Below are 25,567 nucleotides of genomic sequence, written 5' to 3' on the forward strand. Positions count from 1 at the left end.
ATGACGGACGGCGGCCAGACGGGTGAGACGGGCGGGGCGGCGGAGCAGCCGCCCGAGGCCCGCCTGACCGACGCGGAGGCCCGCCTGACCGACGCGGAGGCCCGCCTGACCGACGCGGAGGCCCGCCTGAGCGATGCCGAGGCCCGCCTGAGCGATGCCGAGGCCGCCGTGCTCGCCTACGAGGGCCGCAGCTGGCCCGGCCCCGGCGCCAAGGAGCGCGCGATACGCGAGGGGCTCGGCCTGAGCCCCGTGCGCTACTACCAGCTCCTCAACGCCCTCATGGACGACCCCCGCGCCCTCGCCCACGCCCCCGGCACCGTCAACCGCCTCCGCCGCATCCGCGAGGCCCAGCGGGCCCGGCGGTAGACCCCCGGCGGAGGGGGTCTGGGCGGCGTGGCCGCGACGCCGGTAGGGTCGTCGGCATGGGGAGCCATCCGCACCAGCCGCCGATGCCCGTGCCCGCCACCGCCGCCGGACGCGAGGGACTCGAAGCCCTCCTCCGCGACCCCGGCAGAGCCGTCGTCGCCCTCGACTTCGACGGCACCCTCGCCGACATCGTCCCCGACCCCGACCAGGCCCGCGCGCACCCCGACACCGTCCCCGCGCTGGCCGCACTCGCCCCGCGGGTGGAGGCCGTGGCCGTGGTCACCGGCCGCCCGGCCGGGGTCGCCGTCCGCTACGGGGGCTTCGCCGGGGTCCCCGGCCTGGAGCACCTCGTCGTCCTCGGCCACTACGGGGCCGAGCGGTGGGACGCCGTCACCGGCGTCGTGCACGCCCCCGCCCCACACCCCGGCGTGGCGGCGGTACGGGCCGAGCTGCCAGGCTTCCTCGACGCCATCGGGGCGTGGCGCGGGACCTGGATCGAGGAGAAGGGCCGGGCCCTCGCCGTCCACACCCGCCGGGCCGAGGACCCCGAGGCGGCGTTCGAGGCCCTGCGCGAACCCCTCGCGGAGCTCGCCGCCCGCCACGGCCTGATCGTCGAGCCGGGGCGCGCCGTCCTGGAACTGCGCCCGCCGGGGATGGACAAGGGCGTCGCACTGACCGAGTTCCTCCGGGAACGGGACGCGGGGCCGGTCCTGTACGCGGGCGACGACCTGGGCGACCTCGCGGCGTACTCGGCGGTCGAGAAGCGCCGGGCGGAGGGCCTCCCGGGCCTCCTGCTGTGCAGCGGCTCGGCGGAAGTCCCGGAACTCGCGGCCCGCGCCGACCTGGTCCTCCCGGGCCCGGGCGCGGTGGCGGCGTTCCTGGCCCGCCTGGCGGAGGAGCTGCGCGGCTAGGGGGCCGGGGGCCGCTGTTCCCCGCCGGGGGCTGGCGCGCGGCTGCTGGGGAGCGGTGAAGGAGTTGGAGAGGCTGCGCAAGGTGGCGCCGGGGTGGATGCGCTATCACACCTTGGCCGTGGCGATCGTGTCGGACCTCTGGGCCGGCCCGAACCATCCGCCAGGCCTGAGGCAGTTGGCAGACGTCCTGAGCGTGGCCAACTAAGCGCGCAAGAGTGGGATGTTGCGTCCCCGTAGTCGCCTGCTCACTGACGGGAACCACGTCCCGCACCGACTGCTCCGTCGCCGCCCCGACCATCGCCCCGTCCCGGTCAGCTGCTCGCCACCGCCCGGCGGGAACCGCCCCCCGCCCACCGCCCCGCACCCAGGGAGGCGGGTGGGCAGGCGCCGGGCGGCCGGGACGCCTCGCGGAGGAGATGGCGGGCCCGCGCCCCCGGCGGCGTCCAGTGCCCCGGCCCCGCTTTACTCCCCCAGCGCCTCCAGCTGGGCCGTGAACCAGCTCGTCGGGGGGAGGGCCGTGGCGGCTGCCGCCAGGCGCTTCGTGCGTGCCGCGCGTTCCTCCCCCGGCATCGTCAGGGCCGCGTGCAGGGCCTCGGCCGTCGCCGTGACGTCGTACGGGTTGACCGTCAGGGCGTCCAGGCGGAGCTCCTCGTACGCCCCCGCCCCCGTCGACAGGACCAGGACGCAACCCGCCTCCGACACCACCGGGATCTCCTTGGCGACCAGGTTCATGCCGTCCCGCACCGGGTTGATCAGCGCCACGTCCGCCATCCGGTACGCCGCCAGGGAGCGGGCGAAGTCGTCCTGGACGGAGAGGAGGACCGGCTGCCAGTCCTCCGTCCCGAACTCGGCGTTGATCTCCTCCGCGAGCGCGGCGACCGACGCCGTGTAGGTGCGGTAGACCTCCAGGTCCTGGCGGGACGGGTAGGCCGACGCCAGGTGGACCACCCGGCCGCGCCACTCCGGGTGGGCGGTCAGCAGCTCCCGGTAGGCGAGGAGGCCCCGGAGGATGTTCTTCGACAGCTCCGTGCGGTCCACCCGGACGATCGTCTTCCGATCCCCCACCTCCGCCCGCAGCGCGGCCAGCTTCTCGTCGACCTCCGGCCGGTGGGCCAGGGCGCGCAGGTCGTCTCCGTCCACACCCAGGGGATACTGGCCGACCCCGGTGAAGCGCGTCTCCCCGTACCGGCCGTCTTCCGTCAGCCTGCGGTGGTGCACCCCGCCCTGGTGCTCCTCGCGGGGGACGAAGCCGTCCGCGACCCCGTGCACGTCGTCCACCGTGGCGCAGCTGATGAAGGCGGCGGCCCACGCCGCCGTGTGGAAGCCCAGCTGGTCGGCGCCGAGCATGCCCCACACCAGCCGGCTGCGGATGTCGTCCGGGAGCATGTGCAGCACGTCGGGGGAGGCCCACGGGGTGTGCGTGAAGTGCGCGATCCGCAGGTCGGGGCGCAGCTCCCGCAGGGCCCCCGGGACCAGGGCCAGGTGGTAGTCCTGGACGAGGACGCGGGCGCCCGGCGCGGCCTCCTCGGCCAGGGCTTCGGCGAAGGCCTGGTTGTAGGCGGTGTACGAGTCCCAGCGCCGCCGGAACTCCGCGTCGAAGACGGGCTCGCGGGGGACGTCGTAGAGGTGGTGGTGGGTGAACCAGAGCACCGAGTTCGCGATGCCGTTGTACGCGTCGTCGTACACCGCCGGGTCGATGTCCAGCATCCGCACGCCCGGCTCGGAGATCCCCCGCCGGACCGCTTCGCGGTCGGCGTCGGAGAGGGCCGCGCAGATCCACAGGGCCTCCGGCTGCGCCGCGAGCGCCGCGGACAGGCCGGAGACGAGACCGCCCCCGCCGCGCCGGGCGCTGAGGCTGCCGTCGGCGGCGAGGGCGTACGAGAGCGGGCCGCGGTTGGCGGCGACGAGTACCTGAGAAGCCATGTCGCGAACCTAGCCCGGCGCCTCCTCGCTCAAACGTCCGGGAAATGCCCGATTCGTCACGTGCTGGTCAAGCCGCAGCCCGCCCTCAGCCCAGCCGCAGCCCGTCCGCGGACGCTCACGCCACGCGCCGGACCGCGTACTCCCCTATCTCCAGCATCGGCGGCCGCTCCTCCGTGTCCACGGAGTGGCTGCGCGGAACGAACCCGTCCGGCCCCCTCTCGAACTGGATGAGCTCCGGCCGTACGAGATGGCCGCGCGAGAGCCGCAGCTGCGCGGTGCGGTAGATCGCGGCGGCCATCCGGCCCAGTGCCTGCCCGCTCTGGTGCTTGTGCAGCCGGACCCCGACGTCGACCTGGGCCATCGCGTCGAGTCCGACGGTGTGCAGGGCGTCGACGAGCAGGCCGAGCTCGACCCCGTACCCGACGGGGAAGGGGAGACGTTCCAGCAGGGAGCGGCGTACGGCGTACTCGCCGCCCAGGGGCTGGACGAAGCCGGCCAGCTGCGGCCAGTGGAGGTTGAGCAGCGGGCGGGCCACCAGCTCGGTGACGCGGCCGCCCTGGCCGGGCGCGTCCCCCAGCGGGCGGTCGTACATGGCCTTGACGAACTGCACCTGCGGGTCGGTGAGCAGCGGGCCGACGATGCCGGAGACGAACGCGGACGAGAAGTCGCGCAGGTCGGCGTCGACGAAGCAGACGATCTCGCCGGTGGTGGCCAGCAGCGAGCGCCACAGCACCTCGCCCTTGCCGCGCACGGCGGGCAGCCGGGGCAGGATCTCGTCGCGGTGCACCACCCGGGCGCCGGCCTTGGCCGCGACCTCGGCGGTCCGGTCGGTGGACCCGGAGTCCACGACGACCAGCTCGTCGACCAGCGGCACCGGCAGGCCCTCGATCAGGTCGCGCCGGATCACCCGCACGATCTCCCCGACCGTGGCTTCCTCGTCGAGGGCCGGCAGCACCACGCTCACGGTGGTCCCGGCCGCCCGTTTGCGCTCGAGGAGCTGGTCGAGCGGTCGGTCGGCGGCGGACCAGGAGCGGTCGGCCAGCCAGCGCTCCACCTCATCCAGCACTCTCAGCACTCCCTGGCTACTCGGCGGCGGCATCAGACCCGGCGGTTTTCGGCCGAATCGTGATCCATCTCGCGGTTCGGACGGCTGTCTCAACCCACCGCCCCTTCGGTTACAGTCTTGAACAACGCGAAGGTCCACCGCATGCCGGGGGCCTCGCGACAAACGCACCGGCGCGCCTTCGAGCGCGTGTGCCGGTGCCATACCGCTCATCCAGAGGGGCAGAGGGACACGGCCCGTTGAAGCCCCGGCAACCCTCCAGTCGGTTCTCGCTCGCGCGGGGCCCCGGCTAGGGAAGGTGCCAATTCCGTCTCATGGCGAAGTGCGCCATGGGGAAGATGAGGAGAAAGGGCCTCGCCATCATGGCTGCACAGTCTGTCGCCACCTCTGCCGCTCCGGGATCCGAGACCGCCGGGTCCGTCGACCTCGGCCCCGCCACCGGCCTTTCCTGTCGTGAGTGCGGCACCCGTTTCGAGCTCGGCCCCATCTTCGCCTGCGTCGAGTGTTTCGGTCCGCTGGAGGTGGCGTACGAGCTGCCCGCCGGTGACCCGGAGGCCCTGCGCGCGGCGATCGAGGCCGGCCCGAACAACATCTGGCGGTACGCGCCGCTGCTGCCCGTCCCCGCCGACGTGGCCTCCAAGCCGAGCCTGAACCCGGGCTTCACCAAGCTCGTGGACGCGCAGAACCTGGCCAAGGAGCTGGGCGTCACCGGCAAGCTCTACGTCAAGGACGACTCCGGCAACCCGACGCACTCCTTCAAGGACCGCGTCGTGGCCATCGCCGTCGAGGCCGCCCGCGCGTTCGGCTACACCACCCTCTCCTGCTCCTCCACCGGCAACCTGGCCGGCGCCGTCGGCGCCGCGGCCGCCCGCGCCGGCTTCCGGTCCTGCGTCTTCATCCCGCACGACCTGGAGCAGGGCAAGGTCGTCATGGCCGGTGTCTACGGTGGCGACCTGGTCGGCATCGAGGGCAACTACGACGACGTGAACCGCTTCTGCTCCGAGCTCATCGGCGACCCGCTGGGCGAGGGCTGGGGCTTCGTCAACGTCAACCTGCGCCCGTACTACGGCGAGGGCTCCAAGACGCTCGCCTACGAGATCTGCGAGCAGCTCGGCTGGCAGCTGCCCGACCAGCTCGTCATCCCGATCGCGTCCGGTTCGCAGCTCACGAAGATCGACAAGGGTCTGCAGGAGCTGATCAAGCTCGGCCTGGTCGAGGACAAGCCGTACAGGATCTTCGGCGCCCAGGCCGAGGGCTGCTCCCCGGTGTCCACGGCCTTCAAGGCCGGCCACGACGTGGTGCGCCCGCAGAAGCCGAACACGATCGCCAAGTCCCTGGCCATCGGCAACCCGGCGGACGGCCCGTACGTGCTCGACATCGCCCGCCGCACCGGCGGCTTCGTCGAGGACGTCGACGACGAGCAGGTCGTCGAGGCGATCCGGATCCTGGCGCAGACCGAGGGCATCTTCGCCGAGACCGCGGGCGGCGTGACCGTCGGCGTGACGAAGAAGCTCATCGAGAACGGGGTCCTGGACCCCTCGCTGACCACCGTGGTCCTGAACACCGGTGACGGCCTCAAGACCCTGGAGGCGGTGGCCGGCACCGGCCAGACCGCCACCATCCGCCCGAGCCTGGACGCGTTCCGCGCCGCCGGCCTGGCCTGACCCTTCCCTCGCACTACACGGAAAGGCGGTAGCGCCATGAGCGTCAACGTCCGCATCCCCACCATCCTGCGCACCTACACCGGCGGCGCCGCCGAGGTCCCGGCCGAGGGCGCGACCCTGGCCGAGGTGATCGACTCCCTGGAGGCGAACCACCCGGGCATCGCCGCGCGCGTCCTGGACGACCAGGGCAAGCTGCGCCGCTTCGTGAACGTCTACGTCAACGACGACGACGTGCGCTTCGAGGGCGGCCTGCAGACGGCGACGCCGGACGGCGCGGGCGTCTCGATCATCCCCGCCGTCGCCGGCGGCTGCTGAGCCGTCGCGCGCCCGGAAGTAATCAGAATTGCCCCCTCCGCTAGAAGCGGAGGGGGCAATTCTGCTTGATTGGGCGCGGTAGAGTTGGGGAAGTCCCCTCCGCTGTTCTTGCCCGCCGCATATGAACGGGCTGTATGAGGGTTGACATTGAGTCAACATGCGTGCGCCTTTTGGGGCATTGGTGCGGTTCGTCTGGCCCGACTTGCCCAGGAATACGCCAACTTTTCAGCCCATTTCCACGTTTGCGCGTGTCCAGATTTCTCGTCGGAATGACCTGTTGCAGACAGCAGCGGTGCGGATACATTCAGCCCCGGTCGAGGCGTTCCGGCGCAAGTTCTGACCCGGGTCCGCGAAGTGCGGACCTGCGCAAGGGCCAGTAATAGGGGAGTTAGGCATGGCTCAGGGCACCGTCAAGTGGTTCAACGCGGAGAAGGGCTACGGCTTCATCGCGGTCGACGGTGGCGCGGATGTGTTCGTCCACTACAGCGCCATCCAGATGGACGGGTACCGCACCCTTGAAGAGGGTCAGCGGGTCGAGTTCGAGATCTCGCAGGGCCAGAAGGGTCCGCAGGCTGACATGGTCAAGCTCGCGGCCGGCTGAGTCGAAGCGCGATCGGCCACCGACGCACGCACCAACACGTGAGGGGCCCCCATCCCGGCCGGGATGCGGGCCCCTCACGTATGTCCCGGACCGGTACGGCGCGCACGCCGGCCCGGCATGTCTCGAAGCCGCTTGCACTCGTGGGGGCCGAGTGCTAATCATTGGCGTTAGCACTCTCCGGGTGAGAGTGCTACAAGACGAGGACCGGGCCGGTGAGGCCCGCAGGGTCCGGCGGGAAGGAACCGCCGGGTCGGCAGGCCGTCCGTCGCGGGCGCGGGCGCGGTCCGGAGCAATCCACCCTCCCCTGACGCTTGGCGGCGTGGGGGGAACCCCAGTCCTGGAGGACCACTTCAGATGGCCAAGATCATTTCGTTCAACGAGGAGGCCCGGCGCGGTCTCGAGCGTGGCATGAACCAGCTCGCCGACGCCGTCAAGGTCACCCTTGGCCCCAAGGGTCGCAACGTCGTCCTTGAGAAGAAGTGGGGTGCGCCCACGATCACCAACGACGGCGTCTCCATCGCCAAGGAGATCGAGCTCGAGGACCCGTACGAGAAGATCGGCGCCGAGCTGGTCAAGGAAGTCGCCAAGAAGACGGACGACGTCGCCGGCGACGGTACGACCACCGCCACCGTCCTTGCCCAGGCGCTCGTCCGCGAGGGTCTGCGCAACGTGGCCGCCGGTGCCAACCCGATGGCCCTCAAGCGTGGTATCGAGAAGGCCGTCGAGGCCGTCTCCGCCGCCCTGCTCGCCCAGGCCAAGGATGTCGAGACCAAGGAGCAGATCGCTTCCACGGCCTCCATCTCCGCCGCCGACACCCAGATCGGCGAGCTCATCGCCGAGGCCATGGACAAGGTCGGCAAGGAAGGCGTCATCACCGTCGAGGAGTCCCAGACCTTCGGTCTGGAGCTGGAGCTCACCGAGGGCATGCGCTTCGACAAGGGCTACATCTCGGCGTACTTCGCCACCGACATGGAGCGTATGGAGGCGTCCCTCGACGACCCGTACATCCTGATCGTCAACTCCAAGATCGGCTCGGTCAAGGACCTGCTGCCGCTCCTGGAGAAGGTCATGCAGTCCGGCAAGCCGCTGCTGATCATCGCCGAGGACGTCGAGGGCGAGGCCCTGTCGACCCTGGTCGTCAACAAGATCCGCGGCACCTTCAAGTCCGTCGCCGTCAAGGCCCCGGGCTTCGGCGACCGCCGCAAGGCCATGCTCGGCGACATCGCCATCCTCACGGGCGGCACGGTCATCTCCGAGGAGGTCGGCCTCAAGCTGGAGAACGCCGGTCTCGACCTGCTCGGCCGCGCCCGCAAGGTCGTCATCACCAAGGACGAGACCACCATCGTCGACGGTGCCGGTGACAGCGACCAGGTCCAGGGCCGCGTCAACCAGATCCGCGCCGAGATCGAGAACTCCGACTCGGACTACGACCGCGAGAAGCTCCAGGAGCGCCTCGCGAAGCTGGCCGGCGGCGTGGCCGTCATCAAGGCCGGCGCCGCGACCGAGGTCGAGCTCAAGGAGCGCAAGCACCGCATCGAGGACGCCGTTCGCAACGCGAAGGCGGCCGTCGAGGAGGGCATCGTCGCCGGCGGTGGCGTGGCCCTGCTGCAGGCCTCCTCGGTCTTCGAGAAGCTGGAGCTCACCGGTGACGAGGCGACCGGCGCCAACGCCGTGAAGCTCGCGCTGGAGGCCCCGCTGAAGCAGATCGCCGTCAACGGTGGTCTCGAGGGCGGCGTCGTCGTGGAGAAGGTGCGCAACCTGGCCGTCGGCCACGGTCTGAACGCCGCCACGGGCGAGTACGTCGACATGATCGCCGAGGGCATCATCGACCCGGCGAAGGTCACGCGCTCCGCGCTGCAGAACGCCGCGTCCATCGCCGCGCTGTTCCTGACCACCGAGGCCGTCATCGCCGACAAGCCGGAGAAGGCCGCCGCCGCTCCGGGCGGCATGCCGGGCGGTGACATGGACTTCTGATCGGCCCCGCGCTGATCGGCTGTTCTCGAACGAGGGCGGCACCCCTTCCTTGCGGAGGGGGTGCCGCCCTCGGGCGTTTCAGTGGGCGTAGTCCTTGAGCTCCTCGGTGGTGAGCGGGAACCCGACCGGCTCGGGGAGTGCGAGGGTTCCGCCGTATGGGCAGGAATCCTGCTGGCGGTAGTGTCCGCCTTCCGGCTCGCTGTAGACGGTGAGGGTGTCGCTGTCACGGTCGATCAACAGGAACACGGGAATGCCCGCCTGTGCGTATCCCTCGTGCTTCTCCTGCCTGTCGCGGGCCTCGGTGTCGTGGTCGTGCGACGTGACCTCGACGGCCATCAGGACCCCTGCGGGATCGGACCACTCGCCGTGGCCGGCGAAGTGCCGCTGCGGGGCGAGCACGCCATCGGGCCGGGCGCGGCCGTTGCGGTACTGCTCGGTGCGGAGCCCGCGCTCGCGGTACAAGCGCAGGTCGGGGCGGTGCGCCATGCACTGGTCCGCGACCCACATGATGATCTCGTCGTGGTCGCCGTCAGGCACCGGCTTGACCTCCAGCCTTCCGTTGATGAATTCGAGCGTGACGGTCTCGGGTGCGCGGCTTGCCAGCGTCTCGAAGTCCTTCAGGGACATCTGGGCGTGTGCGGCGGTGCTGGGGGTCATGGCGTCGCCTCCTCGACACCATGGTGCCCGGGTTCGGCGGCGGCGGAGCGGGGGACTGGTCATCGGCGGTTCCCTTCGCGGACGCGGGCCGCGTGGGCGCGGACCTCGGCCGGGGTGAGGGTCGGGGTGAAGACGGGTGGGCGGGGGCTTTGCGGGCGGCAGGCGCGGCAGCGGCCCTCGGTGAAGGCGGTGGGCGGGCCGGGCGCGCGGCATTCGGTGCATTCGGCGCGGACCGGGGGCGTCGCCGGGGCCGGGGCGGGCGGTGCGGCGGGGAGCTTGGCCTCCAGGCGCTTGCGGAGCAGGGCCGCCGGGTGATGGACCACGGGCGGCAGCCCGGCGGTGAGGGCGAGCCGGATGCGGTCGGGGGTGATGCCCCGGTCCAGCCAGGGCACGAGGAGCGGGGCCAGGGCCGTGCAGTCGGCCTTGGAGAGCGCGAGGGCGGGGGCGACGCGGCCGAGCGAGGCGAGGATGCCGTAGGCGGCGGGGCCGGGGTTGGGGCGGGGGTCAGGGGCAGGCCCGGGGCCGGGGGCGGCTGGGGGCGGTGGCTGTGACGGGGCCGGGGTGTGTGGTGGGGGCGGGGGTGCCTGGGGGAGTGGTGGTGGGGCGGTCGGTGCGGGGGAATCCCTCTGGGTGAACCGGGCCCACCAGGCGCCGTCGCGGGCGGTGCGGGAGAAGTAGGTACGGGTGACCCACCGGGTGGCCTCCCCGGGCAGCCGCTGCCGTACGCGGTGCAGGTGCCCGGCGGTGGCCAGCCGGTTGAGGGCGGTGCGCAGTGCGCACTGGCCCCCCAGGGGCAGGACCGCCGCGAGGGTCTTCACGCTGATGTCGGCGCCGTCCGGCAGCCGGTCGAGGTACCCGGCGACGGCCGCCTCCCGGGCCGGGAGGTGCGCGAAGTCGCGGGCGGTGCGGGGCGCTTGCTCCGGGGCGGCGATTTTTCCGTAGCCGGGCTTGGCGAGGGGGTGCGGGGCAGCACTAAGCTGGCTGGCATCCATGGGGATCGTTGTGTCCGATCTCGTTTGGTCAGGCCCTCGTTCGGTGTTGGCGCACCGGCGGGGGCCGAATTCGTTTCCAGCCGCAAGGTAGGGCCTGTTAGCCCTGTGTGGCAAGCCGGTCACGGATCGTCATCTGGCCTGGTATGGCCGCCGGTTGGGGAGGGTGGTGGGTGGTGGGCTCCGCCCACCACCCATTCCACAGACAAAGCGCTCGGACCCTCGGGGCTTGAGCCCCGGGCGGGGTGGTTGACTGGCCGTATGAGCGACGGGAAGAGCGTTTTCGTCAAGATCTGCGGGCTGAAGACGCCTGAGGACGTCGATGTGGCGGTGGAGGCGGGGGCCGACGCCGTCGGGTTCGTCCTCGCCCCGAACAGCCCCCGTACCCTCACCGCCGATCTGGCGCGCGAGCTCGGGGCTCGGGTGCCGGACGGGGTGCTCACCGTCGGGGTGTTCCGGAAGCAGCCGCTGGAGGAAGTGCGCCGGCTCGCGGAGGAGAGCGGCGTACGCGGCGTACAGCTGCACGGTGACGAGCCCGCCGCGTACTACGACGCGCTGCGCGCGCCCGGCCGCACCCTGCTGCGCGCCACCGCCGAGCACGTCGCGCGCTGCGGCGAGTACGGGGAGGACCTGCTGCTGATCGACGCCCCCGACCCCGGCTCCGGCAAGCCCTGGAACTGGGGATCGGCGCAGTTCACCGCCCCTGAAGGGCGCTGGCTGCTGGCCGGGGGGCTGGGTCCCGGCAATGTGGGGGAGGCCGTCGCCGCGACCGGCGCCTGGGGTGTGGACGTCTCCAGCGGGGTCGAGCGGGAGCGCGGCGTGAAGTCCCCCGAGCTGATCCGGGCCTTCATCGAGGCCGCCCGCGCGATCGTATGATTACTCTGAGTGAGAAAGGAGGGGTGTCGGGCCGCACAGTGGGCAGGACACCCTCATGGAATCGGACCACTCCGGATGGCTGCGCCGCCTGACCGGCCGCCTCCTCCCCACGGCGGGCGGCGGGGGCCGGCCGGTGTTCACGCCGCGCGGCGCCCCCGTCCTCACCGCCGACTTCACCTCCACCGCCCAATGGGTGGCGGGCCGCTCCTGGGCCTATCCCGACGGCGGCCCGGTCAACCCGGGCGACAACAAGCTCGACCACCTCACCGCCGACCCCGCCTACAGCCGTGGCGGCACCTTCCGCGCCACCCGCCGCCCCGACGGGAACTGGGACACCGGGCTGCTCACCACCGAGGGCAGCGACCAGGGCTTCATGGTCCGCACCGGTGACGTCCTGGAGGCCCGCGTCCGGCTGCCCACCGAGACGGGCGCCTGGCCCGCGATCTGGACCTGGCGGGACGGCGGCCAGGAGATCGACGTCTTCGAGTACCACCCCGACAACCCGGACCTCCTCGAACTCTCCAACCACGTCCGCGAGGCCCACCGCTACTACCGCGACCCGTCCGTCCGCCCCGGCGCCTGGATCGACCTCAGGGTCGAGTTCGGTAAGCGGTCCGTCGTCTGGTGGGTGGGCGGCACCCGCGCCTTCTCCGACGGGCGGGGCGTGGGACGCGGCTGGCGCGCGTACCTCATCGTCAACCTGTCCGTGTCCGCCGGCAGGTACCACCCGGCGCCGGGCCCGGAGCAGACGGAGATGTCGTACGAGGTGTCGGAGCTGCGGGTCTACCGGCCCTGAGCCCCGGTCTCCCCGGGCGGTGATCGGCGGGGCGGCCGATAATGGGTCGCGTGGACTCGCTCCGCAGGTCGAGCAAGGCGAAGGCGGCCCTGGCGTTCTGGCCCTTCGGCGTACGGGCGGCCGTGCTGCTGGTCCCCGTACTGCTGGTCGTGCTGGCGGGGGCCTGGGGTGCCGCGCGGAACGCGCTGGGCCTGGGGGCCGTGTCGCCGGGGTGGGTGCTGGCCGTCATCGTCGGCCTGAGCGTGCTGCCCGTCCTGCTGGTGGTGCTCAGCGGGGTCGCGTCGAGCGGCGTCGATCCCGGCAGCGTCAAGGCCTCCCTCACGGCGGCGGCCGGGACCCGGCGCGGGCCGGCCGTCCCCCGCAACCTGGCCTCCGACCGGGCCGTGGCCCCGCTGCGGGGGCTGCGCGGCGCCGAGGTGGTGGTCGTGGACCTGGAGGACGGCCACGCCTGGTGGGAGCACCGGTTGTTGCTGCTGTGCGCGGCGGCCGCCCGGCTCGGCCGGCCCCCGGTCGTCGTCTTCACCGCCCAGCGCCAGGGCAGGCCGGGCCAGTTCATCGGCTGGGCCCGCCCGTCCGACCTCCTCGAACGCCTCCAGGACGCCGACCCTGCCTTGCGCAAGGCGTACCTGGAGGCTTCCGGCCAGGCCGCGGGGGTGCGGATGGCCGAGGCGTCGGGGCCGGGGCCGGCGGCGCGGCTGATGAAGGAGCTCGGCCTGGAGGGCATGCGCGACCTGACCCACCCGCCACCGCGCGAGACCCTCAGCCCGTTCCTGGAGGAACAGCTGCTGGCCCGTGCGGTGAGCGGGTTCGACGCCCTGCCCCACGAGCTCGACGTCCCCCAGCTGGAGCAGCTGTTCACCCCGGTCCTACACACGCGGGCGCTGGAGCGCACGGACGGGGACGCGGCCTGGCTGCGCGCGGCCCTGCTGGACGAGGGCGACTACATCGCCTTCACCGACGCGGGCCGCTACACGGGGATCCTGCCGGGCCCCGCCGTCGCCAGGGTCGCCCTACTGGCGCTGCTGCCGCCTTGAGGGCCCGTCAGAGCGCCGCGATGAAGGTCCCCCAGGCCGATGCGCGGAACACGAGGTGCGGGCCGCCCGGGACCTTGGAGTCCCGGACGGGGACGAGGTCGGTGTGGGCGTCGCACACCTCGACGCAGTCCCCGCCGCTGGCTCCGCTGTAGGTGGACTTGCGCCAGGTGGCCATCTCGACGCAGTCGCCGCCACTGCCGCCGCTGTAGCTGGACTTGTGCCAGGCAGCCGTCGCGAGGTCGTACTCAAGCATGCTGGTCATGTTCGTAATCCTCCGCGACCGACTCGATCAAGGCCAGGGACTTACGCGGTGGGAGCGCGTTGGCCATGAGCTGATCGTAGGTCAGGGCGTGGTCGGCGACAGTGGCCGGATCGTCCAACAGCTGGCCTGTTCCCATGGCTTGGATGTAGGCGAGTGGGGGCGCGTCCTCGAACGACATCAGCTTGAGGGAGCCCTCCATGGCGGCGTGCATGCCCGCGCTGAACGGGAGTACCTGAACGATGATCCGGCGCCTGCGGATCAGGGCGGCGATGTGGCGTAGCACCTCGGCCACCACCGCCTTGCTGTCGCCCGCACGACGCAGGACCGTCTCGTCAAGGACGCACCACAACATGGGCGTTGTTGGGTCGGCGAGTACCGCTGCGCGGTCCAGCCGGTTGGCGACCAGCTCATCGATGTCCGACTCCGGCGCCGTCGGAAGCCCGGCGCGGAACATCTCTCGCGCGTAGGCCTCAGTCTGGAGCAGCCCAGGGATCAGCTGGGGCGCGTACTCCCGGATGGCCAGGGCCTCCGCTTCCGCCTCGGCGGCCTCCACGAAGTGGTCGGGGTACTTGGACTTGCCCTGCTTCGCGCAGTTGCGGGCGAAGAAGCCGTTGGTCCCCAGGATCCCGTCTATCGACGCGGCGAGTTCGGGGGTGATGCGGCGCGTGCCCGCCTCCATCTGGCCGACGTACGAGCCGCTGACGAACAGCTTCTCGCCGAGGCCGGCCTGGCTCATGGCGGCGCGTTCGCGGGCTACGCGGAGTTCGGCGCCCAGGAGGGCGCGGGGTGAGGCGGGGTCGAGGTTCTTTCCTGGCATGGCAACTCCCGGTCCAACATCTGCGGTTGATGCGGTGGCCCACCTTGAAGGCTAGCGGGGGTGTCGCCACGCTGTGTAGGGGAGATGAATACTCAGAGTAGAAAGGTGACATGTCATGGTGCTCACGCCCCAGGAGCGGATGCGGGCGGCCGAGGAGGCCGTGCGGCAGTTGAAGGAGTCCCTCGCCGGGGTCGGCGTCACCTTCCCCTCGCTGGACGTGGACGGCGTCTCGGCGGCCGGGTCGTACGGGCTGCCGCTGGTGGACCTCGGCCGCTGCAACCTGGACACCGCGCTCCGGCTGGCCGCCGTCCTGCACGAGCGGACGGGCGCGTGAGCGAGGCGGTGGACGCGGCGCAGTTCGCGTTCGAGCTGGGGTGGCGGCTGCGCGGGCTGGACGCGGCCGTGGGCGGCGGCTGGCGGCGCAAGGGGGCGGGGCTTTGCGTACGGGTGTGGCGGGACGGGGACGCCGGGCCGTGGACCGCCGTCGGGGACGACGGGGAGCGGCGCGAGGCGCGGACGGCCGGGACGGCGGACGAGGCGACCGCGCTCGTGCACGAGGCCTTCGGGCTCACGGCCTGGCGGCCGCAGCCGCCCGCGCCGCCGGGGTGGCACCGGTTCACGCTGGTCCACAGGCCTGTGGGCGAGTGCCCGGCGCCCGACGACCCGCGCTACGCGGGGCTGCGGGCGCGGCCGCCCGAGGGGTGCGTTCCCGAGGAGGCCGCCGGGTGCTTCGCGCTGCGCTGCGAGCGGCCGGGGGCGCGGCTGCTGGACGCGGTCGCCGCGACCTGCGCGGAGGTCGGGGAGGGGTACGGGCTGCTGATGGCGGACCTCGCCGTCGCGCGGGTGGAGGAGTGGGCGGCGGACGGCGCGGACGGCTGGGGCGCGGAGGCCGTCGGCCAGCTGCTCCTGATGGCGGCCGAGCGGGGGCCGAAGCTGGGCTACTCGGTGGAGGACCTGGTCCGCTTCCTGCGGACCGTCGCCGGGCCGGTCCGGTGAGGGCGAGGGGCGACGGGCGCGGGAGCGAGCGGGACGCCGTGCCGGGCCGAGGCGTACTCAGCTGGTGATGCGTTCGCCGTCGTGCTCGCCGCCGACGCAGTTCCACACGCCGGTCGCGGAGTCGTACTGCAGCCTTCCCTGTGTGGCCTCGCACGTCGGTCCCGGGACGGCCGGTAGGGCGGCCTGCGCGACGGGGACTGCGGCGCCGAGGGCGGCCAGGACGAGGGCGGCGGCGAGGGCGAGGATTCGGGCACGCATGGGAGCTCCTGCGGGGGGCGAGTGACACCAACACGTCAACACCAGCCTCCCTCTGCGGCGCGTCGTGCGCACCCTCGGGGGGCGCACAAGGGGGCGCACGAGGGGCGCCGCCCGCGGTAGAGCGGCAGGCTGGTGTTATGGCCAGCACGCCCGAGATCACCGTGAGGGCGCCTGATGACCTGGGCTTCCGCCAGGTTTGGGTAGGCGGCAAGCGCGTGGGCAAGGCCCGGTCCCTCAAGGAACTCCGAAGAATCCTGGACCGTGTCGGGGTGGAACCGGGACACGAGATCAACTGGCGCGGCGGGGACATCGATGCCTGGCCGGATGAGGCCTGGTTGCGACGGGGCCTGTGCCTCTTCGTGGCCGTCGGCCTCCTCGCGACGGCCGTGCCGCTCTTCCAGATCGGAATATCGGACAGCGGCTCCGCGGTGACGTACGGGGGGCGCATCGCGGGACTCAGCGTCCTTGTCGTGGCCTTGGTGGAGGTGGTGGCCGTGGTGGCCGCCGTCGACTACTGGGGAAATCGGCGGTGGCATTACTCGGGGGTGGTCGTTCTGGTCGGAGTCGTGATCACCCTCCTCTGCAGTGCAACCCTCCTTTTGCTGCAGATCGGCGAGCGGTTCACCCGTTACACCGTGATCGGTATGGCGCTCGGTACCTGGTCTCTGCTGGCACTGCTCGGACTTTTCGAATGCGGGGCGTGGAGGGGGCTCCGCATTCCCAGGAAAATCGCGATCGGGGTGGTCGTCTCCATCCTTCTCGCCAGCGCCAATCTGGCGTATGCGCAGATCTATGTCCCCTGGGTGATGACGCCGCTGATCCAGAGCGGGGCCGAGTTCAAGGAGCCGAGCATGGCCAAGGGGGCGGAAAAGGTGTACGTGACGGTCCATCTGTACGTGAAGAACGCCGGTCAGGTGCCCGTCTACGTCCTCGGCAGCATCTACTGGATCCATGGCGTGGCTGCGAGCAAGAAGGCCGACAGCGGGCCTCCCCGAAGCGAGCTGATCTATGCCGGCGACTTCGTCGAGCCGGTCGGCCGGGTGCTGAATCCAGGGGAAGACGTCACCCAGGACGCGGTCATCGAGATACCGGGTACCGATCCTCGTAAATATGACGCGATCAGGGCCCGGACCGAGGTGTACGTGATCAGGAAGGACAGAATGAAGTTGCCCTCGGCCTACGTGCGTTCCAGGACGGGTGAGAAGGAGCTCAGGAAGGACTACCAGAAGGGGGATCCCGCCCCCGCCAAGTACAGGTACCAGTCCGGGATATCGAACAGCAGCGAAATCCTGAACGTGACCCGCGGCCCGCAGCGCGTCACCCTGTGGCGGGTGGGCGGTGAGAATCCGCTCGTCGTCGTGGACGTGTCGCCGCCGGACAAGCGGCTCGTGTACGACCCCCGCAATCCCATCGCGAACGAAGAGGCCAGTGAGCGGTACGGTCTCTCGCAGGTGCGCGGCGCCGTGGCGGAGATGCCCTACCGGGAGCTCCTGGAAAAGGCCGGCGCCACCGAGAAGGGCGCGAGCCCGGTCCGGTGACTCAGGCGCGCACCCGTCGAGGCCGTCAGGTCAAGGCCGGTTCCGTCGTGGGTCCCGGGTGGGCCGTGGGCGTGGGCTGTGGGTCGGCGTTCAGCTCGTCCAGCATCCGGCGGGTGAAGCCGAAGAAGTACGTGGCCGCGAAACCCGTCAGGTAGCCCGTCAGCAGGCCGCCCGCGTACACGGCGAGGGTCGCGGCCGGTCCGGCGGTGCCGTCCAGCAGCGGGAACAGGGCCCAGCCCGAGGGGCCGATGGCGGTGGCGCCGAAGGCCATGCCCAGCTGGTTGAACAGGCCGATGAACGCCCCGCCCGCCGCGCCGCCCGCGCAGGCGGTGACGAAGGGGCGGCCCAGCGGCAGCGAGACCCCGTAGATCAGCGGCTCGCCGACGCCGAGGAGCCCGGCCGGGAGCGCGGACCTGATGGTGGCGCGCAGCGAGAGGTTGTGCGGGAGGCGGCAGTAGACGGCCAGGGCCGCGCCGACCTGGCCCGCGCCGGCCATCGCGAGGATCGGCAGCAGGACGGTGTGCCCGGACTGCTGGATGAGGGTGGTGTGGAGGGGGATCAGGGCCTGGTGCAGGCCGAGCATCACCAGGGGGAGGAACAGCCCGCCCATGACCAGGCCGGCGACGGCGCCGCCGGTGGCCAGCAGTCGGTCGGCGAGGGTGCCGATGCCGGTGGAGAGGGCGCCCGCGACGGTCATCAGGCCGTAGAGGGTGACCAGGCCGGGGACGAGCACGGTGAGGGTGGGGGTGAGCAGCACGTCCAGGGCCTGGGGGACCCGGCGGCGGCACCACCGTTCGACGCGGACCGCGAGGAGGGCGGCGGCGAGGGCGCCGAGGACCCCGCCCTGGCCGGGGGAGAGGTGCTGCCCGAAGGCGTCGACCTTGGCGACGCCGGGGAAGACGACGACGGCGGCGACGGCCCCGCCGAGGACGGGCGTGCCGCCGAACTCCTTGGCGGTGTTGTGGCCGACGAACACGGCGATCAGGGACATGAACCCGGAGCCGATCGCGGCCAGCGCCGGCACCAGGGCGGGGAACGCGCCGAGGTTGGCGAGGAGCCCGCCGAGGCCGGCGACGATCCCGCATCCGATGAGGGCGGGGATCAGCGGGACGAAGACGTTCGCGATCCGGCGCAGGAACCGCTTGAACGGGGTGGCGTTGCGGGCCGTGCGGGCGTCCTTCAGGGCCGCGCCCCGGGCGGCGAGCTCCTGAGCGGTGACGGGCGGCCGTGCGGGCGGAGCCGTACGCCCTTCGGCGACGAGGGCCTCGAACGCGGGGGTGACCCGGGCGACGGCGCCCGGCCCGAGCACGATCTGGCAGGTGGCCTCGTCCTCGACCAGGCCGAGGACGCCGGGGACGGCGCGCAGGGCGGGGACGTCGACGAGGGTGCGGTCGTGCAGGCCGAGCCGCAGGCGGGTCATGCAGTGCGCGACGGAGCCGATGTTGTCCGGGCCGCCGACCAGCGGCAGGATGGCGGCGGCGGTGGCGCGGTTTTTGTCGCGGTTCTCGTCAGGGGACATGCGGTCGCCTTGTGGTGTGTGGGGGGATCAGCGGGCGGCGGCGAGGGCCTCGCGCAGGTGGCCGTGCGCGGCGGTGAGCAGGGTGGCGGCGGTGGGGCCGTCGACTCCGCCGAGGAGGACCAGGATCGCGTTCTTGACCTCGCCGCCGGTGGCGGTGAGCGCGGCCTCGATCTCTGCGTCGGGTGCGCCGGTGGCCAGGGCGACGATGCGGCGGGAGCGGGCGCGCAGCTTCTCGTTGGTGGCGCGGACGTCGACCATGAGGTTCCCGTACGTCTTGCCGAGGCGGATCATGGTGACCGTCGAGATCAGGTTCAGTACGAGCTTCTGCGCGGTGCCGGCCTTCAGCCGGGTGGAGCCGGTGAGCAGCTCGGGGCCGACGACCACCTCGATGCCGTGCGCGGCGGCGGCGGCGAGGGCGGAGCCGGCGTTGCAGGAGAGCCCGACGGTGAGGGCGCCGCGGCTGCGGGCGAAGGTGACGGCGCCGATCGCGTACGGGGTGCGGCCGGAGGCGGAGACGCCGATGACGGTGTCTTCGGCGGTCAGGGCGAGGGCGGCGAGGTCCTCGGCGGCCAGCTCGGCCGAGTCCTCGGCGCCCTCGACGGCCTGGAGCATGGCGCCGGGGCCGCCCGCGATCAGGCCGACGACCTGGGCGGGGTCGGTGTTGAAGGTGGGCGGGCATTCGCTGGCGTCGAGGACGCCGAGCCGGCCGGCGGTGCCGGCGCCCGCGTAGACGAGCCGGCCGCCGCGGGCCATCCGTGCGGCGACGGCGTCGACGACGGCGGCGATGGGCTCCAGCTGCGCGGCGACGGCGGTGGGGACGGTGGCGTCCTCGGCGTTCATCAGCCGGGCGATCTCGAGGGTGGGGAGCCGGTCGATGTCCGCCAGCTCGGGGCGGAAGGCCTCGGTGGTGAGGGTGTCGAGCTGGGCGCGGAGGTCGGCGTACGCGGTCATGGCGGGCTCCTGCGGGCGGTGGCTCTGCGTGGTTCCGGGGTGGCTGGCTCTGGGGTGCTCTGGGGTCGTTCCGTGCCGGTTTCGGCGGGGCCGGGGCTTTCCGGTGTCAGCCATGGTGGCACCGGGAGGGGACCGGGGGCGGTGCGCCGGGCCGGGCGCGGCAGGCACACCCTCCCCTTTTGCGGGGGTGAGGGGTCAGAATGAGCCCATGGACCACGCGACCCCCCTGGAACAGGCGCTGCATGTCGCCCGTGCTCTGGTTCTCGCCGATCTCGCCGCCGGTGAGGTCGCCGATGCCGATGTCGTCTCCCTCGTCGAGGACTCGGTCACGCACCGCCGGTGGTGGGTGGAGCAGTGGCCGGAGGGGGTCAACTATCTCTCCGGACTCGTCGCGCAGGACGTGAAGGACGCCCTGCTGGAGAAGTACGGGCGCTGGCCGCTGTGCCCGGTGTGCGAGCACGGGGAGCCGCACGCGCTGGACGTGGAGCCGGAGCTGGGCCCCGATCCGCACTGGGTGTGCACGGAGGCCGGGGTGAGGGTGGCGGCGGTGGGCGGTCTCGGCCCCGTCTTCCATCCGGGCCGGTGAGCCGCCCGTGACGGTGTACATAGACCCGCCGGTCTGGCCGGGACACGGGCGCCTGTGGTCGCACATGGTCAGCGACGTCTCGTACGAGGAGCTGCACGCCTTCGCGGCCGGCATCGGCTGCCCGCCGCGCGCTTTCGAACGGGACCACTACGACGTGCCGTCGCACCGGTACGCGGACGCGGTGGGCGCGGGGGCGGTGGAGATCGGCAGCAAGGAGCTGGTCCGGCGGCTCACGGAGGCGGGCCTGCGGCGCCCGAAGGGCCGCCCGGCGGCGTCCTAGCGGGGGCTGGACGTGGCTTCGGCCGCGCGCGGGTCGGCGGTCGAACCGGTCACCAGACGGGTCGCGTGGGCCCGCGTGCGGCGGTCGATGCGTAGGGCGAGCAGGGTCAGGGCGATGGCGGTGAGGGTCATGGCCGCGCCCGCCCAGGCGGTGGCGGCGTAGCCGTGGCCGGCGTCGATGACCGTGCCGCCGAGCCAGGGGCCGCCCGTGTTGCCGAGGTTGAACGCGGCGGTGGTGGTGGCCGCGGCGAGGGTGGGGGCGGTGCCGGCGACGTTGAACATGCGGGCGTTGAGCGCCGGGGCGGTGAAGAACGCCGAGACGCCGAGCAGGAAGGACAGGGCCACGGCCGCCAGCTGCACGGAGGCCAGCAGGGCGAGGGCCGTGAGGAAGGCGGTGGAGGCGGTGATGCCCCAGATCATCACCGTGAAGAGGCGGCCGTCGGCGATCCGGCCGCCGACGGTGGTGCCGACCAGCGCGCCGACGCCGAAGAGGGCGAGGACCCACGGCACCCACGCCGAGCCCAGTCCGGCCGTGTCGGTGAGCAGCGGGGACAGGTAGCTGAAGGCGCAGAACACGCCGCCCGCGGCGAGCGCGGTGACGGCGACGGCCAGCCACACCTGGCGGTCCGCGTAGATGCCCAGCTCGCGGCGCAGGCGCGGCCGCTCGGTGGGCAGCGGGATCTTCGGGATGAGGACGAGGATCCCGGCGAGGGCTACGGCGGAGGCGGCGCCGACCGACCAGAACGCCGAGCGCCAGCCGAACTGCTCGCCGAGGAAGGCGCCGGCGGGGACGCCGAGGACGTTGGCGATGGAAAGGCCGCCGATCATGACGGACATGGCGCGGGCCCGCTGGTCGGTGCGGACCATGGCGATGGCGACGGCCGCGCCGACCGCCCAGAAGCCGGCGCAGGCGAGGGCCGAGACCACGCGGGAGGCGAAGAGGAACCCGTACGAGGGGGCCAGCGCGCCCGCGACCTGACCGAGGCCGAAGAGGCTGATGAGGGCGACGAGGGTGGTGCGGCGCGGGAGGCGCAGGGTGGCGACGGCCAGCAGCGGGGCCCCGATGACCATGCCGATCGCGAAGGCGGATATCAGCAGGCCGGCCCGCGGGATGGAGACGTGCATGTCCTCGGCGATGGGCGGCAGGAGCCCGGACAGCATGAACTCGCTGGTGCCGAGCGCGAAGACGGACAGGCCGAGGACGTAGACGGCGACGGGCATGCGGGAGGGGGCGTTCGCTGAGGTCGGGGGCATGTCTTTGACGAACCGGGGCGGGCCGGGCGGAATTCCCCGGCGGCGGGGGCGTCCGTCAGGTCCCGGGGCGCGGGTCTCGGGTCGGGGTGGTGAGCTCGGCCAGTTCCGTGGCCAGGTTGCGGCGGGCGGGGGCCTCCCAGTGGGCGGCGCCGTAGGGGGTGCGGAAGAGGCGGGGCAGGTCGAGGAGCTGGCGCAGGACGGCGGCCCGGCCGGTGCGGAAGGCCTCGTCGGGGACGAAGGCGTACTCGGCGCGGACGGCGGCGGCGTAGGCGGCGTAGGCGTCGGGGTTGCCGGGGTCGCCCGCGAGGACGGCGAGGTCGGCGTCGCAGAGGGCCTCGCCGTTGGTGTCGCCGGGGGCGGGGTCGTGGGTGACGGTCAGCCGGACCAGGCGGGCCACCTCGGCGGTGCGGGCGGGGCCGACGCCGAGTTCGGGGAGGGCGCGTTCGGCGAGGGCGGCGCTGCGCTCCTCGTTCTCGGAGCGGTCGGGGCGGTAGACGGCGTCGTGGAACCAGGCGGCGAGCTCGACGGCGGTGGGGTCGGCGGCGTGCGGGGCGAGCACGTCGACGCGTGCGAGGACGTCGGCGAGGTGGGCGGTGGTGTGGTAGCGGCGCTGGGGCTCCGCCCAGGCGGCGAGGAGGCGGTCGGCGTACGGGGCGGGGTCCTGGTCGGCGCCCGCCGCGGCGGCGGTGGCGGCCCAGCGGCGGCGCAGGGCGGCGGTGTCGTCGTCCGTGTGGGTGTCCATGCGGACATTGTGGGGGTGGCGTGATCGTGCTGGTGGTGGGTGGGTCGGGGACCGTACCCTTGATATTGGACTAGACCTATTTTCCCTATGTTCCGAAGGATGGGATCACATGAGCAACCGTGCGCTCCTGGAGGTGATCGCCCTCGACGCGGAGGACGCGGTCGCCGCCCAGGCGGGTGGGGCGGACCGACTCGAACTGGTCACCGACATGGCGGCCGACGGGCTCACCCCGTCGCGCGAGACCTTCGCGGCGATCAGGGCGGCGGTCGACATCCCGCTGCGCGTGATGCTCCGTCTGACGGACGGGTTCGCGGCGGGTGACGTCGCCGGGCTGGCCAGGGCGGCGCGGGAGCTGCGGGCGGAGGGGGCGGAGGAGTTCGTCCTCGGCTTCCTCCACCCGGACGGCCGCCCCGACCTGGCGGCGGTCGAGGCCGTCCTGGCGGAGCTCGACGGCTGCCGTTGGACCTTCCACCGCGCGATCGACCGCGCGGCGGACCGGGACGGGCTGCGCAAGGCGCTGGCCGACCTGCCGGGGCTGGACACGTACCTGACGGCCGGCGCGGCGGCCGGGGTCCCGGACGGGCTGGGCGTCCTGATCGCGGAAGCCGCGGCGGGCCGGCGCGGCGAGCCGGGGTACGGGCCGCGGATCCTGGTCGGGGGAGGGCTGACGCTGTCGCACGTACCGGTGCTGCGGGAGGCGGGCATCGACGGCTTCCACATCGGCGGCGCGGCCCGTCCCTCCGGGTGGGCCCGCCCGGTCTCCGCGGCGGCCGTCGCGGAGTGGCGGGCGGCGCTGGGGTAGGCGGGGGCCTGCGGGTGCCGGGTGCGGGTGCCGCTGCGCGGAGCCTGTCCCCGCCCCGCCCCTTCTCCGTTTCTCCCCCAGCTACCGCTGGGAGGTGCCCCCAGGGGCTCCGCCCCAGACCCCGCGCCTCAAACGCCGGCGGGGCTGGCATTTCGCGCAGCGAAATCCAGACCTCGCCCCGCGCAGCGGCTACGCCAGGGCCTCCGGCAAGGGGGTGGCGTGGAGGGCCGTGAGGCCTGAGACGGCTCGGGTGAGGCAGACGTACAGGCGCCGCAGCCCCGTGCGTTCGTCCGGCTCGCCGTCCACGACCGCCGCCGGCTCGTCCAGCACGACGTAGTCGTACTCCAGGCCCTTGGCGAGGGACGCCGGAACCAGCGTGAGCCGGGACTCGGCCGTCGTCTCCTCGCCGGGCGACAGGTACGCCAGCCCCGCCGCCCCCAGCGCCTCCGCCAGCACCGGGATCCGCGCGTCGGCCGCGATCAGCCCGACCGAGCCCTCGTGCGCGAGGAAGTCCCGGCAGGCGCCGATCACGTCCGCCACCAGCTCGTCCGGGGCCGACGCGGACACCGTCAGCGAACCGGGCGTCTCACGCACCGACGACACCGCCGCCAGCCCCGGCGCGATCTCCGGCAGCAGCCGCGACGCGTACGCGATCACCTCGCGCGGTACGCGGAAGCCCGCCGTCAGCTCCTCCAGCACCGCCTCCGGCTTCCCCAGGTGCCCCAGCGCCTCCGCCCAGCTGCGCGTGGCCCACGGGGTGGTGCCCTGCGCGAGGTCGCCGAGGACCGTCGCCGAGCCCGTCGTGCAGCGCCGACCCACCGCCCGGTACTGCATCGGCGACAGGTCCTGCGCCTCGTCGACGACGACGTGCCCGAGCGAGTGCGTCCGCTCCACCAGGTCCGCCGCCTCGTCGATCAGCACCAGGTCCGCCGCCGACCACTTCGCCGACTTCACGCTCCGGTACGGCTTCTGCCACAGCAGCAGCTTCTGCTCGTCCTCCGAGAGCACCCCCTCGGCGTGCTCCGCCAGGAACTCCGGGTCGGACAGGAGGCGCAGGACCAGCTTCGCCGGTTCGACCGCCGGCCAGACCGCCTTGACCGCCGCCTTCACCGCCGCGTTGCGCGCCACCGCGTCCTGCACCCGGTCGTCGGGCGCCTCGCCCGCCTGCTCCATGCGCACGAGGACGGCGTGCGCGATCCGCTGCGGCAGCGCGTCGCGCGCGGCGCCGTAGCGGATGTCGCGGTTCTGGAGCTCGGTGACGATCTCCTCCAGCTCGTACGCCGGCACCCGCCAGCGGCGCGAACCGCGGACCACCATCAGCGGCTCGGCGGGCGCGCTGACGTGGGAGCGGACCGCGCGGCGCAGCACCTCCGCCATCCGGGCGTCGCCCTTGACCACGGCCGTCGCGGCGGCGTCGGTGCCGCGCACCTCCAGGCCGGGCCGGGCGACGAGGTCGTCGACGGTGGCCTGCTGGACCTCCAGCTCGCCCAGGGCCGGCAGGACCTGCTCGATGTAGTGCAGGAAGGAACGGTTCGGCCCGATGACGAGCGTGCCGGTGCGGGCGAGCCGCTCGCGGTGCGCGTACAGCAGGTACGCGACCCGGTGCAGGCCGACGGCGGTCTTCCCGGTGCCGGGACCGCCCTGGACGCACACCGAGCCGGACAGGCCGGCGCGGACGATCTCGTCCTGCTCCGGCTGGATCGTGGCCACGATGTCGCGCATCGGACCGACGCGGGGGCGCTCGATCTCCTGCTGGAGCAGCTTGCTGACGGCGGCCGCCTCGCCGGGGTCGGAGAGGTGCTCGTCCTCGTAGGCGGTGAGGTCGCCGCCGGTGTATCCGAAGCGGCGGCGCAGGGCGACGTCCTGCGGGTCGGCCTTCGAGGCGCGGTAGAACGGCTGGGAGACGGGCGCGCGCCAGTCGATGACCATCGGGTCGCCGTCGGCGTCGTGGACGTGGCGGCGGCCGATGTAGAACTGCTCGCCGCCCGCGCCCTCGGCGAGGTCGGCGCCCGGGGCGTGGAGGTAGTCGAGGCGGCCGAAGAACAGCGGGGTGTGGGAGAGGTCGGCCAGGGCCTTGATGCGGTCGTCGATCTGCGCCTGGAGGACGACGGCGTTGACCCAGTTCGCGGTGACGTCGCGGATGTCGAGGGCCTCGACGTCCTCGCGCATCGCGCGCAGGGCGGCGCGGGAGGCGGCCAGGTGGGCCCGCTCACGGCCGAGGAGGCCGGCGGTGTCGGGGGTGGTGTCGGGGGCGTGCGCGGGCACGGGACTGCCTCCAGCGGCTTTCGGTGCGGAACAGAAACCCACCGGTTTCCGGCCGGCGGGCGGCTCTCCCCGGTACGGCGGCGGGAGGCGGCAAGAGCGGAGATTCTAGTCAGCGGGCGGCGGGTGGCG

27 protein-coding genes, 1 pseudogene and 1 riboswitch are annotated in these 25,567 nt (G+C 73.0%); of the genes and pseudogenes, 16 read left to right on the plus strand and 12 right to left on the minus strand.

Annotated elements, in window-relative coordinates; all coding sequences use genetic code 11:
- Positions 1-126 precede the first annotated feature (126 nt).
- The 3 genes and pseudogenes from ACFY0O_RS35635 to ACFY0O_RS35645 form a co-directional block, all read left to right on the plus strand.
- A complete protein-coding gene (locus ACFY0O_RS35635; protein WP_388954882.1) occupies positions 127-366 on the plus strand; it encodes a DUF3263 domain-containing protein in 240 nt (79 codons plus the stop codon).
- A 56-nt stretch (positions 367-422) separates the two neighbouring features.
- Positions 423-1,277, plus strand: a complete 855-nt coding sequence (gene otsB / locus ACFY0O_RS35640; protein WP_388954727.1) for a trehalose-phosphatase — start codon at positions 423-425, stop codon at positions 1,275-1,277.
- Positions 1,278-1,326: 49 nt separating this feature from the next.
- Positions 1,327-1,482: pseudogene (locus tag ACFY0O_RS35645) on the plus strand (transcriptional regulator); the annotation flags it as partial.
- A 257-nt stretch (positions 1,483-1,739) separates the two neighbouring features.
- On the opposite strand, the gene ACFY0O_RS35650 reads toward ACFY0O_RS35645, so the two are convergent.
- Positions 1,740-3,200: a trehalose-6-phosphate synthase gene (locus ACFY0O_RS35650; protein ID WP_388954730.1), complete on the minus strand. Its 1,461-nt coding sequence runs from the start codon at positions 3,198-3,200 to the stop codon at positions 1,740-1,742.
- Between the two features lie 115 nt (positions 3,201-3,315).
- Positions 3,316-4,266: a glucosyl-3-phosphoglycerate synthase gene (locus ACFY0O_RS35655; protein ID WP_388954732.1), complete on the minus strand. Its 951-nt coding sequence runs from the start codon at positions 4,264-4,266 to the stop codon at positions 3,316-3,318.
- A gap of 203 nt (positions 4,267-4,469) precedes the next feature.
- Positions 4,470-4,608: riboswitch (SAM riboswitch) on the plus strand.
- Here ACFY0O_RS35655 and thrC point away from each other — a divergent pair.
- The 4 genes from thrC to groL all read left to right on the plus strand — a co-directional run bounded on the left by thrC (position 4,602) and on the right by groL (position 8,817).
- The gene (thrC, locus tag ACFY0O_RS35660; RefSeq protein WP_388954735.1) at positions 4,602-5,927 is read left to right on the plus strand and encodes a threonine synthase; all 1,326 of its coding nucleotides are present in this window, start codon (positions 4,602-4,604) and stop codon (positions 5,925-5,927) included. (Overlaps the previous riboswitch by 7 nt.)
- A gap of 36 nt (positions 5,928-5,963) precedes the next feature.
- The gene (locus ACFY0O_RS35665; RefSeq protein ID WP_045950714.1) at positions 5,964-6,242 is read left to right on the plus strand and encodes a ubiquitin-like small modifier protein 1; all 279 of its coding nucleotides are present in this window, start codon (positions 5,964-5,966) and stop codon (positions 6,240-6,242) included.
- A 394-nt stretch (positions 6,243-6,636) separates the two neighbouring features.
- The gene (locus ACFY0O_RS35670) at positions 6,637-6,843 is read left to right on the plus strand and encodes a cold-shock protein (RefSeq protein WP_008743607.1); all 207 of its coding nucleotides are present in this window, start codon (positions 6,637-6,639) and stop codon (positions 6,841-6,843) included.
- Positions 6,844-7,197: 354 nt separating this feature from the next.
- Positions 7,198-8,817 (plus strand): chaperonin GroEL, encoded by a 1,620-nt coding sequence (gene groL, locus ACFY0O_RS35675; RefSeq protein WP_045950713.1) that lies wholly within the window; start codon positions 7,198-7,200, stop codon positions 8,815-8,817.
- A gap of 78 nt (positions 8,818-8,895) precedes the next feature.
- On the opposite strand, the gene ACFY0O_RS35680 is transcribed toward groL, so the two are convergent.
- Both ACFY0O_RS35680 and ACFY0O_RS35685 read right to left on the minus strand, forming a co-directional pair.
- Positions 8,896-9,474 (minus strand): Uma2 family endonuclease, encoded by a 579-nt coding sequence (locus tag ACFY0O_RS35680; RefSeq protein ID WP_388954738.1) that lies wholly within the window; start codon positions 9,472-9,474, stop codon positions 8,896-8,898.
- 59 nt (positions 9,475-9,533) lie between these two features.
- A complete protein-coding gene (locus ACFY0O_RS35685) occupies positions 9,534-10,466 on the minus strand; it encodes a hypothetical protein (RefSeq protein ID WP_388954741.1) in 933 nt (310 codons plus the stop codon).
- Positions 10,467-10,724: 258 nt separating this feature from the next.
- On the opposite strand from ACFY0O_RS35685, the gene ACFY0O_RS35690 reads away from it, so the two are divergent.
- The 3 genes from ACFY0O_RS35690 to ACFY0O_RS35700 are packed head-to-tail and all read left to right on the plus strand — an operon-like array spanning position 10,725 to position 13,169.
- Entirely contained in the window at positions 10,725-11,339 is a 615-nt protein-coding gene (locus ACFY0O_RS35690) for a phosphoribosylanthranilate isomerase (RefSeq protein ID WP_388954744.1), read from the plus strand.
- 55 nt (positions 11,340-11,394) lie between these two features.
- Positions 11,395-12,135, plus strand: coding sequence for a beta-glucanase (locus ACFY0O_RS35695; protein WP_388954747.1), 741 nt, complete (start codon positions 11,395-11,397; stop codon positions 12,133-12,135).
- A 50-nt stretch (positions 12,136-12,185) separates the two neighbouring features.
- A complete protein-coding gene (locus ACFY0O_RS35700; protein ID WP_388954750.1) occupies positions 12,186-13,169 on the plus strand; it encodes a hypothetical protein in 984 nt (327 codons plus the stop codon).
- A gap of 7 nt (positions 13,170-13,176) precedes the next feature.
- Here the strand turns inward: ACFY0O_RS35700 and ACFY0O_RS35705 are convergent, their stop codons facing one another.
- Together ACFY0O_RS35705 and ACFY0O_RS35710 are read right to left on the minus strand one after the other, a co-directional pair.
- Positions 13,177-13,431: a DUF397 domain-containing protein gene (locus tag ACFY0O_RS35705; protein ID WP_388954753.1), complete on the minus strand. Its 255-nt coding sequence runs from the start codon at positions 13,429-13,431 to the stop codon at positions 13,177-13,179.
- Positions 13,415-14,248, minus strand: coding sequence for a Scr1 family TA system antitoxin-like transcriptional regulator (locus ACFY0O_RS35710; RefSeq protein ID WP_388954756.1), 834 nt, complete (start codon positions 14,246-14,248; stop codon positions 13,415-13,417). The genes ACFY0O_RS35705 and ACFY0O_RS35710 overlap by 17 nt, the downstream gene beginning before the upstream one ends.
- Positions 14,249-14,363: 115 nt before the next feature.
- On the opposite strand from ACFY0O_RS35710, the gene ACFY0O_RS35715 reads away from it, so the two are divergent.
- Together ACFY0O_RS35715 and ACFY0O_RS35720 are read left to right on the plus strand one after the other, a co-directional pair.
- On the plus strand, positions 14,364-14,582 hold the full coding sequence (locus tag ACFY0O_RS35715; protein WP_358895965.1) for a hypothetical protein: 219 nt from the start codon (positions 14,364-14,366) through the stop codon (positions 14,580-14,582).
- Positions 14,579-15,244, plus strand: coding sequence for a hypothetical protein (locus ACFY0O_RS35720; protein WP_388954759.1), 666 nt, complete (start codon positions 14,579-14,581; stop codon positions 15,242-15,244). Before ACFY0O_RS35715 ends, ACFY0O_RS35720 begins: the two co-directional genes overlap by 4 nt.
- Before the next feature lie 57 nt (positions 15,245-15,301).
- On the opposite strand, the gene ACFY0O_RS35725 is transcribed toward ACFY0O_RS35720, so the two are convergent.
- On the minus strand, positions 15,302-15,502 hold the full coding sequence (locus ACFY0O_RS35725) for a hypothetical protein (protein WP_388954761.1): 201 nt from the start codon (positions 15,500-15,502) through the stop codon (positions 15,302-15,304).
- Positions 15,503-15,639: 137 nt separating this feature from the next.
- Here ACFY0O_RS35725 and ACFY0O_RS35730 point away from each other — a divergent pair, with 137 nt between their 5' ends.
- The gene (locus tag ACFY0O_RS35730; RefSeq protein WP_388954763.1) at positions 15,640-17,040 is read left to right on the plus strand and encodes a hypothetical protein; all 1,401 of its coding nucleotides are present in this window, start codon (positions 15,640-15,642) and stop codon (positions 17,038-17,040) included.
- Positions 17,041-17,065: 25 nt separating this feature from the next.
- Here the strand turns inward: ACFY0O_RS35730 and ACFY0O_RS35735 are convergent, their stop codons facing one another.
- Together ACFY0O_RS35735 and murQ are read right to left on the minus strand one after the other, a co-directional pair.
- A complete protein-coding gene (locus tag ACFY0O_RS35735; protein WP_388954765.1) occupies positions 17,066-18,559 on the minus strand; it encodes a PTS transporter subunit EIIC in 1,494 nt (497 codons plus the stop codon).
- Positions 18,560-18,586: 27 nt separating this feature from the next.
- A complete protein-coding gene (gene murQ, locus ACFY0O_RS35740; RefSeq protein ID WP_388954768.1) occupies positions 18,587-19,510 on the minus strand; it encodes an N-acetylmuramic acid 6-phosphate etherase in 924 nt (307 codons plus the stop codon).
- A gap of 208 nt (positions 19,511-19,718) precedes the next feature.
- On the opposite strand from murQ, the gene ACFY0O_RS35745 reads away from it, so the two are divergent.
- Both ACFY0O_RS35745 and ACFY0O_RS35750 read left to right on the plus strand, forming a co-directional pair.
- Positions 19,719-20,096 (plus strand): hypothetical protein, encoded by a 378-nt coding sequence (locus ACFY0O_RS35745; RefSeq protein WP_388954771.1) that lies wholly within the window; start codon positions 19,719-19,721, stop codon positions 20,094-20,096.
- 7 nt (positions 20,097-20,103) lie between these two features.
- Complete coding sequence (locus ACFY0O_RS35750; RefSeq protein WP_388954774.1) at positions 20,104-20,376, plus strand: DUF4031 domain-containing protein; 273 nt, start codon at positions 20,104-20,106, stop codon at positions 20,374-20,376.
- On the opposite strand, the gene ACFY0O_RS35755 is transcribed toward ACFY0O_RS35750, so the two are convergent.
- On the minus strand, positions 20,373-21,596 hold the full coding sequence (locus ACFY0O_RS35755) for a Cmx/CmrA family chloramphenicol efflux MFS transporter (RefSeq protein WP_388954885.1): 1,224 nt from the start codon (positions 21,594-21,596) through the stop codon (positions 20,373-20,375). The two genes, ACFY0O_RS35750 and ACFY0O_RS35755, sit on opposite strands and share 4 nt — an antisense overlap.
- Positions 21,597-21,684: 88 nt before the next feature.
- Positions 21,685-22,371 (minus strand): hypothetical protein, encoded by a 687-nt coding sequence (locus ACFY0O_RS35760; protein WP_388954777.1) that lies wholly within the window; start codon positions 22,369-22,371, stop codon positions 21,685-21,687.
- 109 nt (positions 22,372-22,480) lie between these two features.
- Between ACFY0O_RS35760 and ACFY0O_RS35765 the strand changes: the two genes are divergently transcribed.
- Positions 22,481-23,173: a copper homeostasis protein CutC gene (locus tag ACFY0O_RS35765; protein WP_388954780.1), complete on the plus strand. Its 693-nt coding sequence runs from the start codon at positions 22,481-22,483 to the stop codon at positions 23,171-23,173.
- Between the two features lie 189 nt (positions 23,174-23,362).
- Here the strand turns inward: ACFY0O_RS35765 and ACFY0O_RS35770 are convergent, their stop codons facing one another.
- On the minus strand, positions 23,363-25,438 hold the full coding sequence (locus ACFY0O_RS35770) for a HelD family protein (RefSeq protein WP_388954783.1): 2,076 nt from the start codon (positions 25,436-25,438) through the stop codon (positions 23,363-23,365).
- Between the last annotated feature and the right edge of the window lie 129 nt (positions 25,439-25,567).

This window comes from Streptomyces sp. NPDC001594, assembly GCF_042893675.1.
GTDB lineage: Bacteria > Actinomycetota > Actinomycetes > Streptomycetales > Streptomycetaceae > Streptomyces.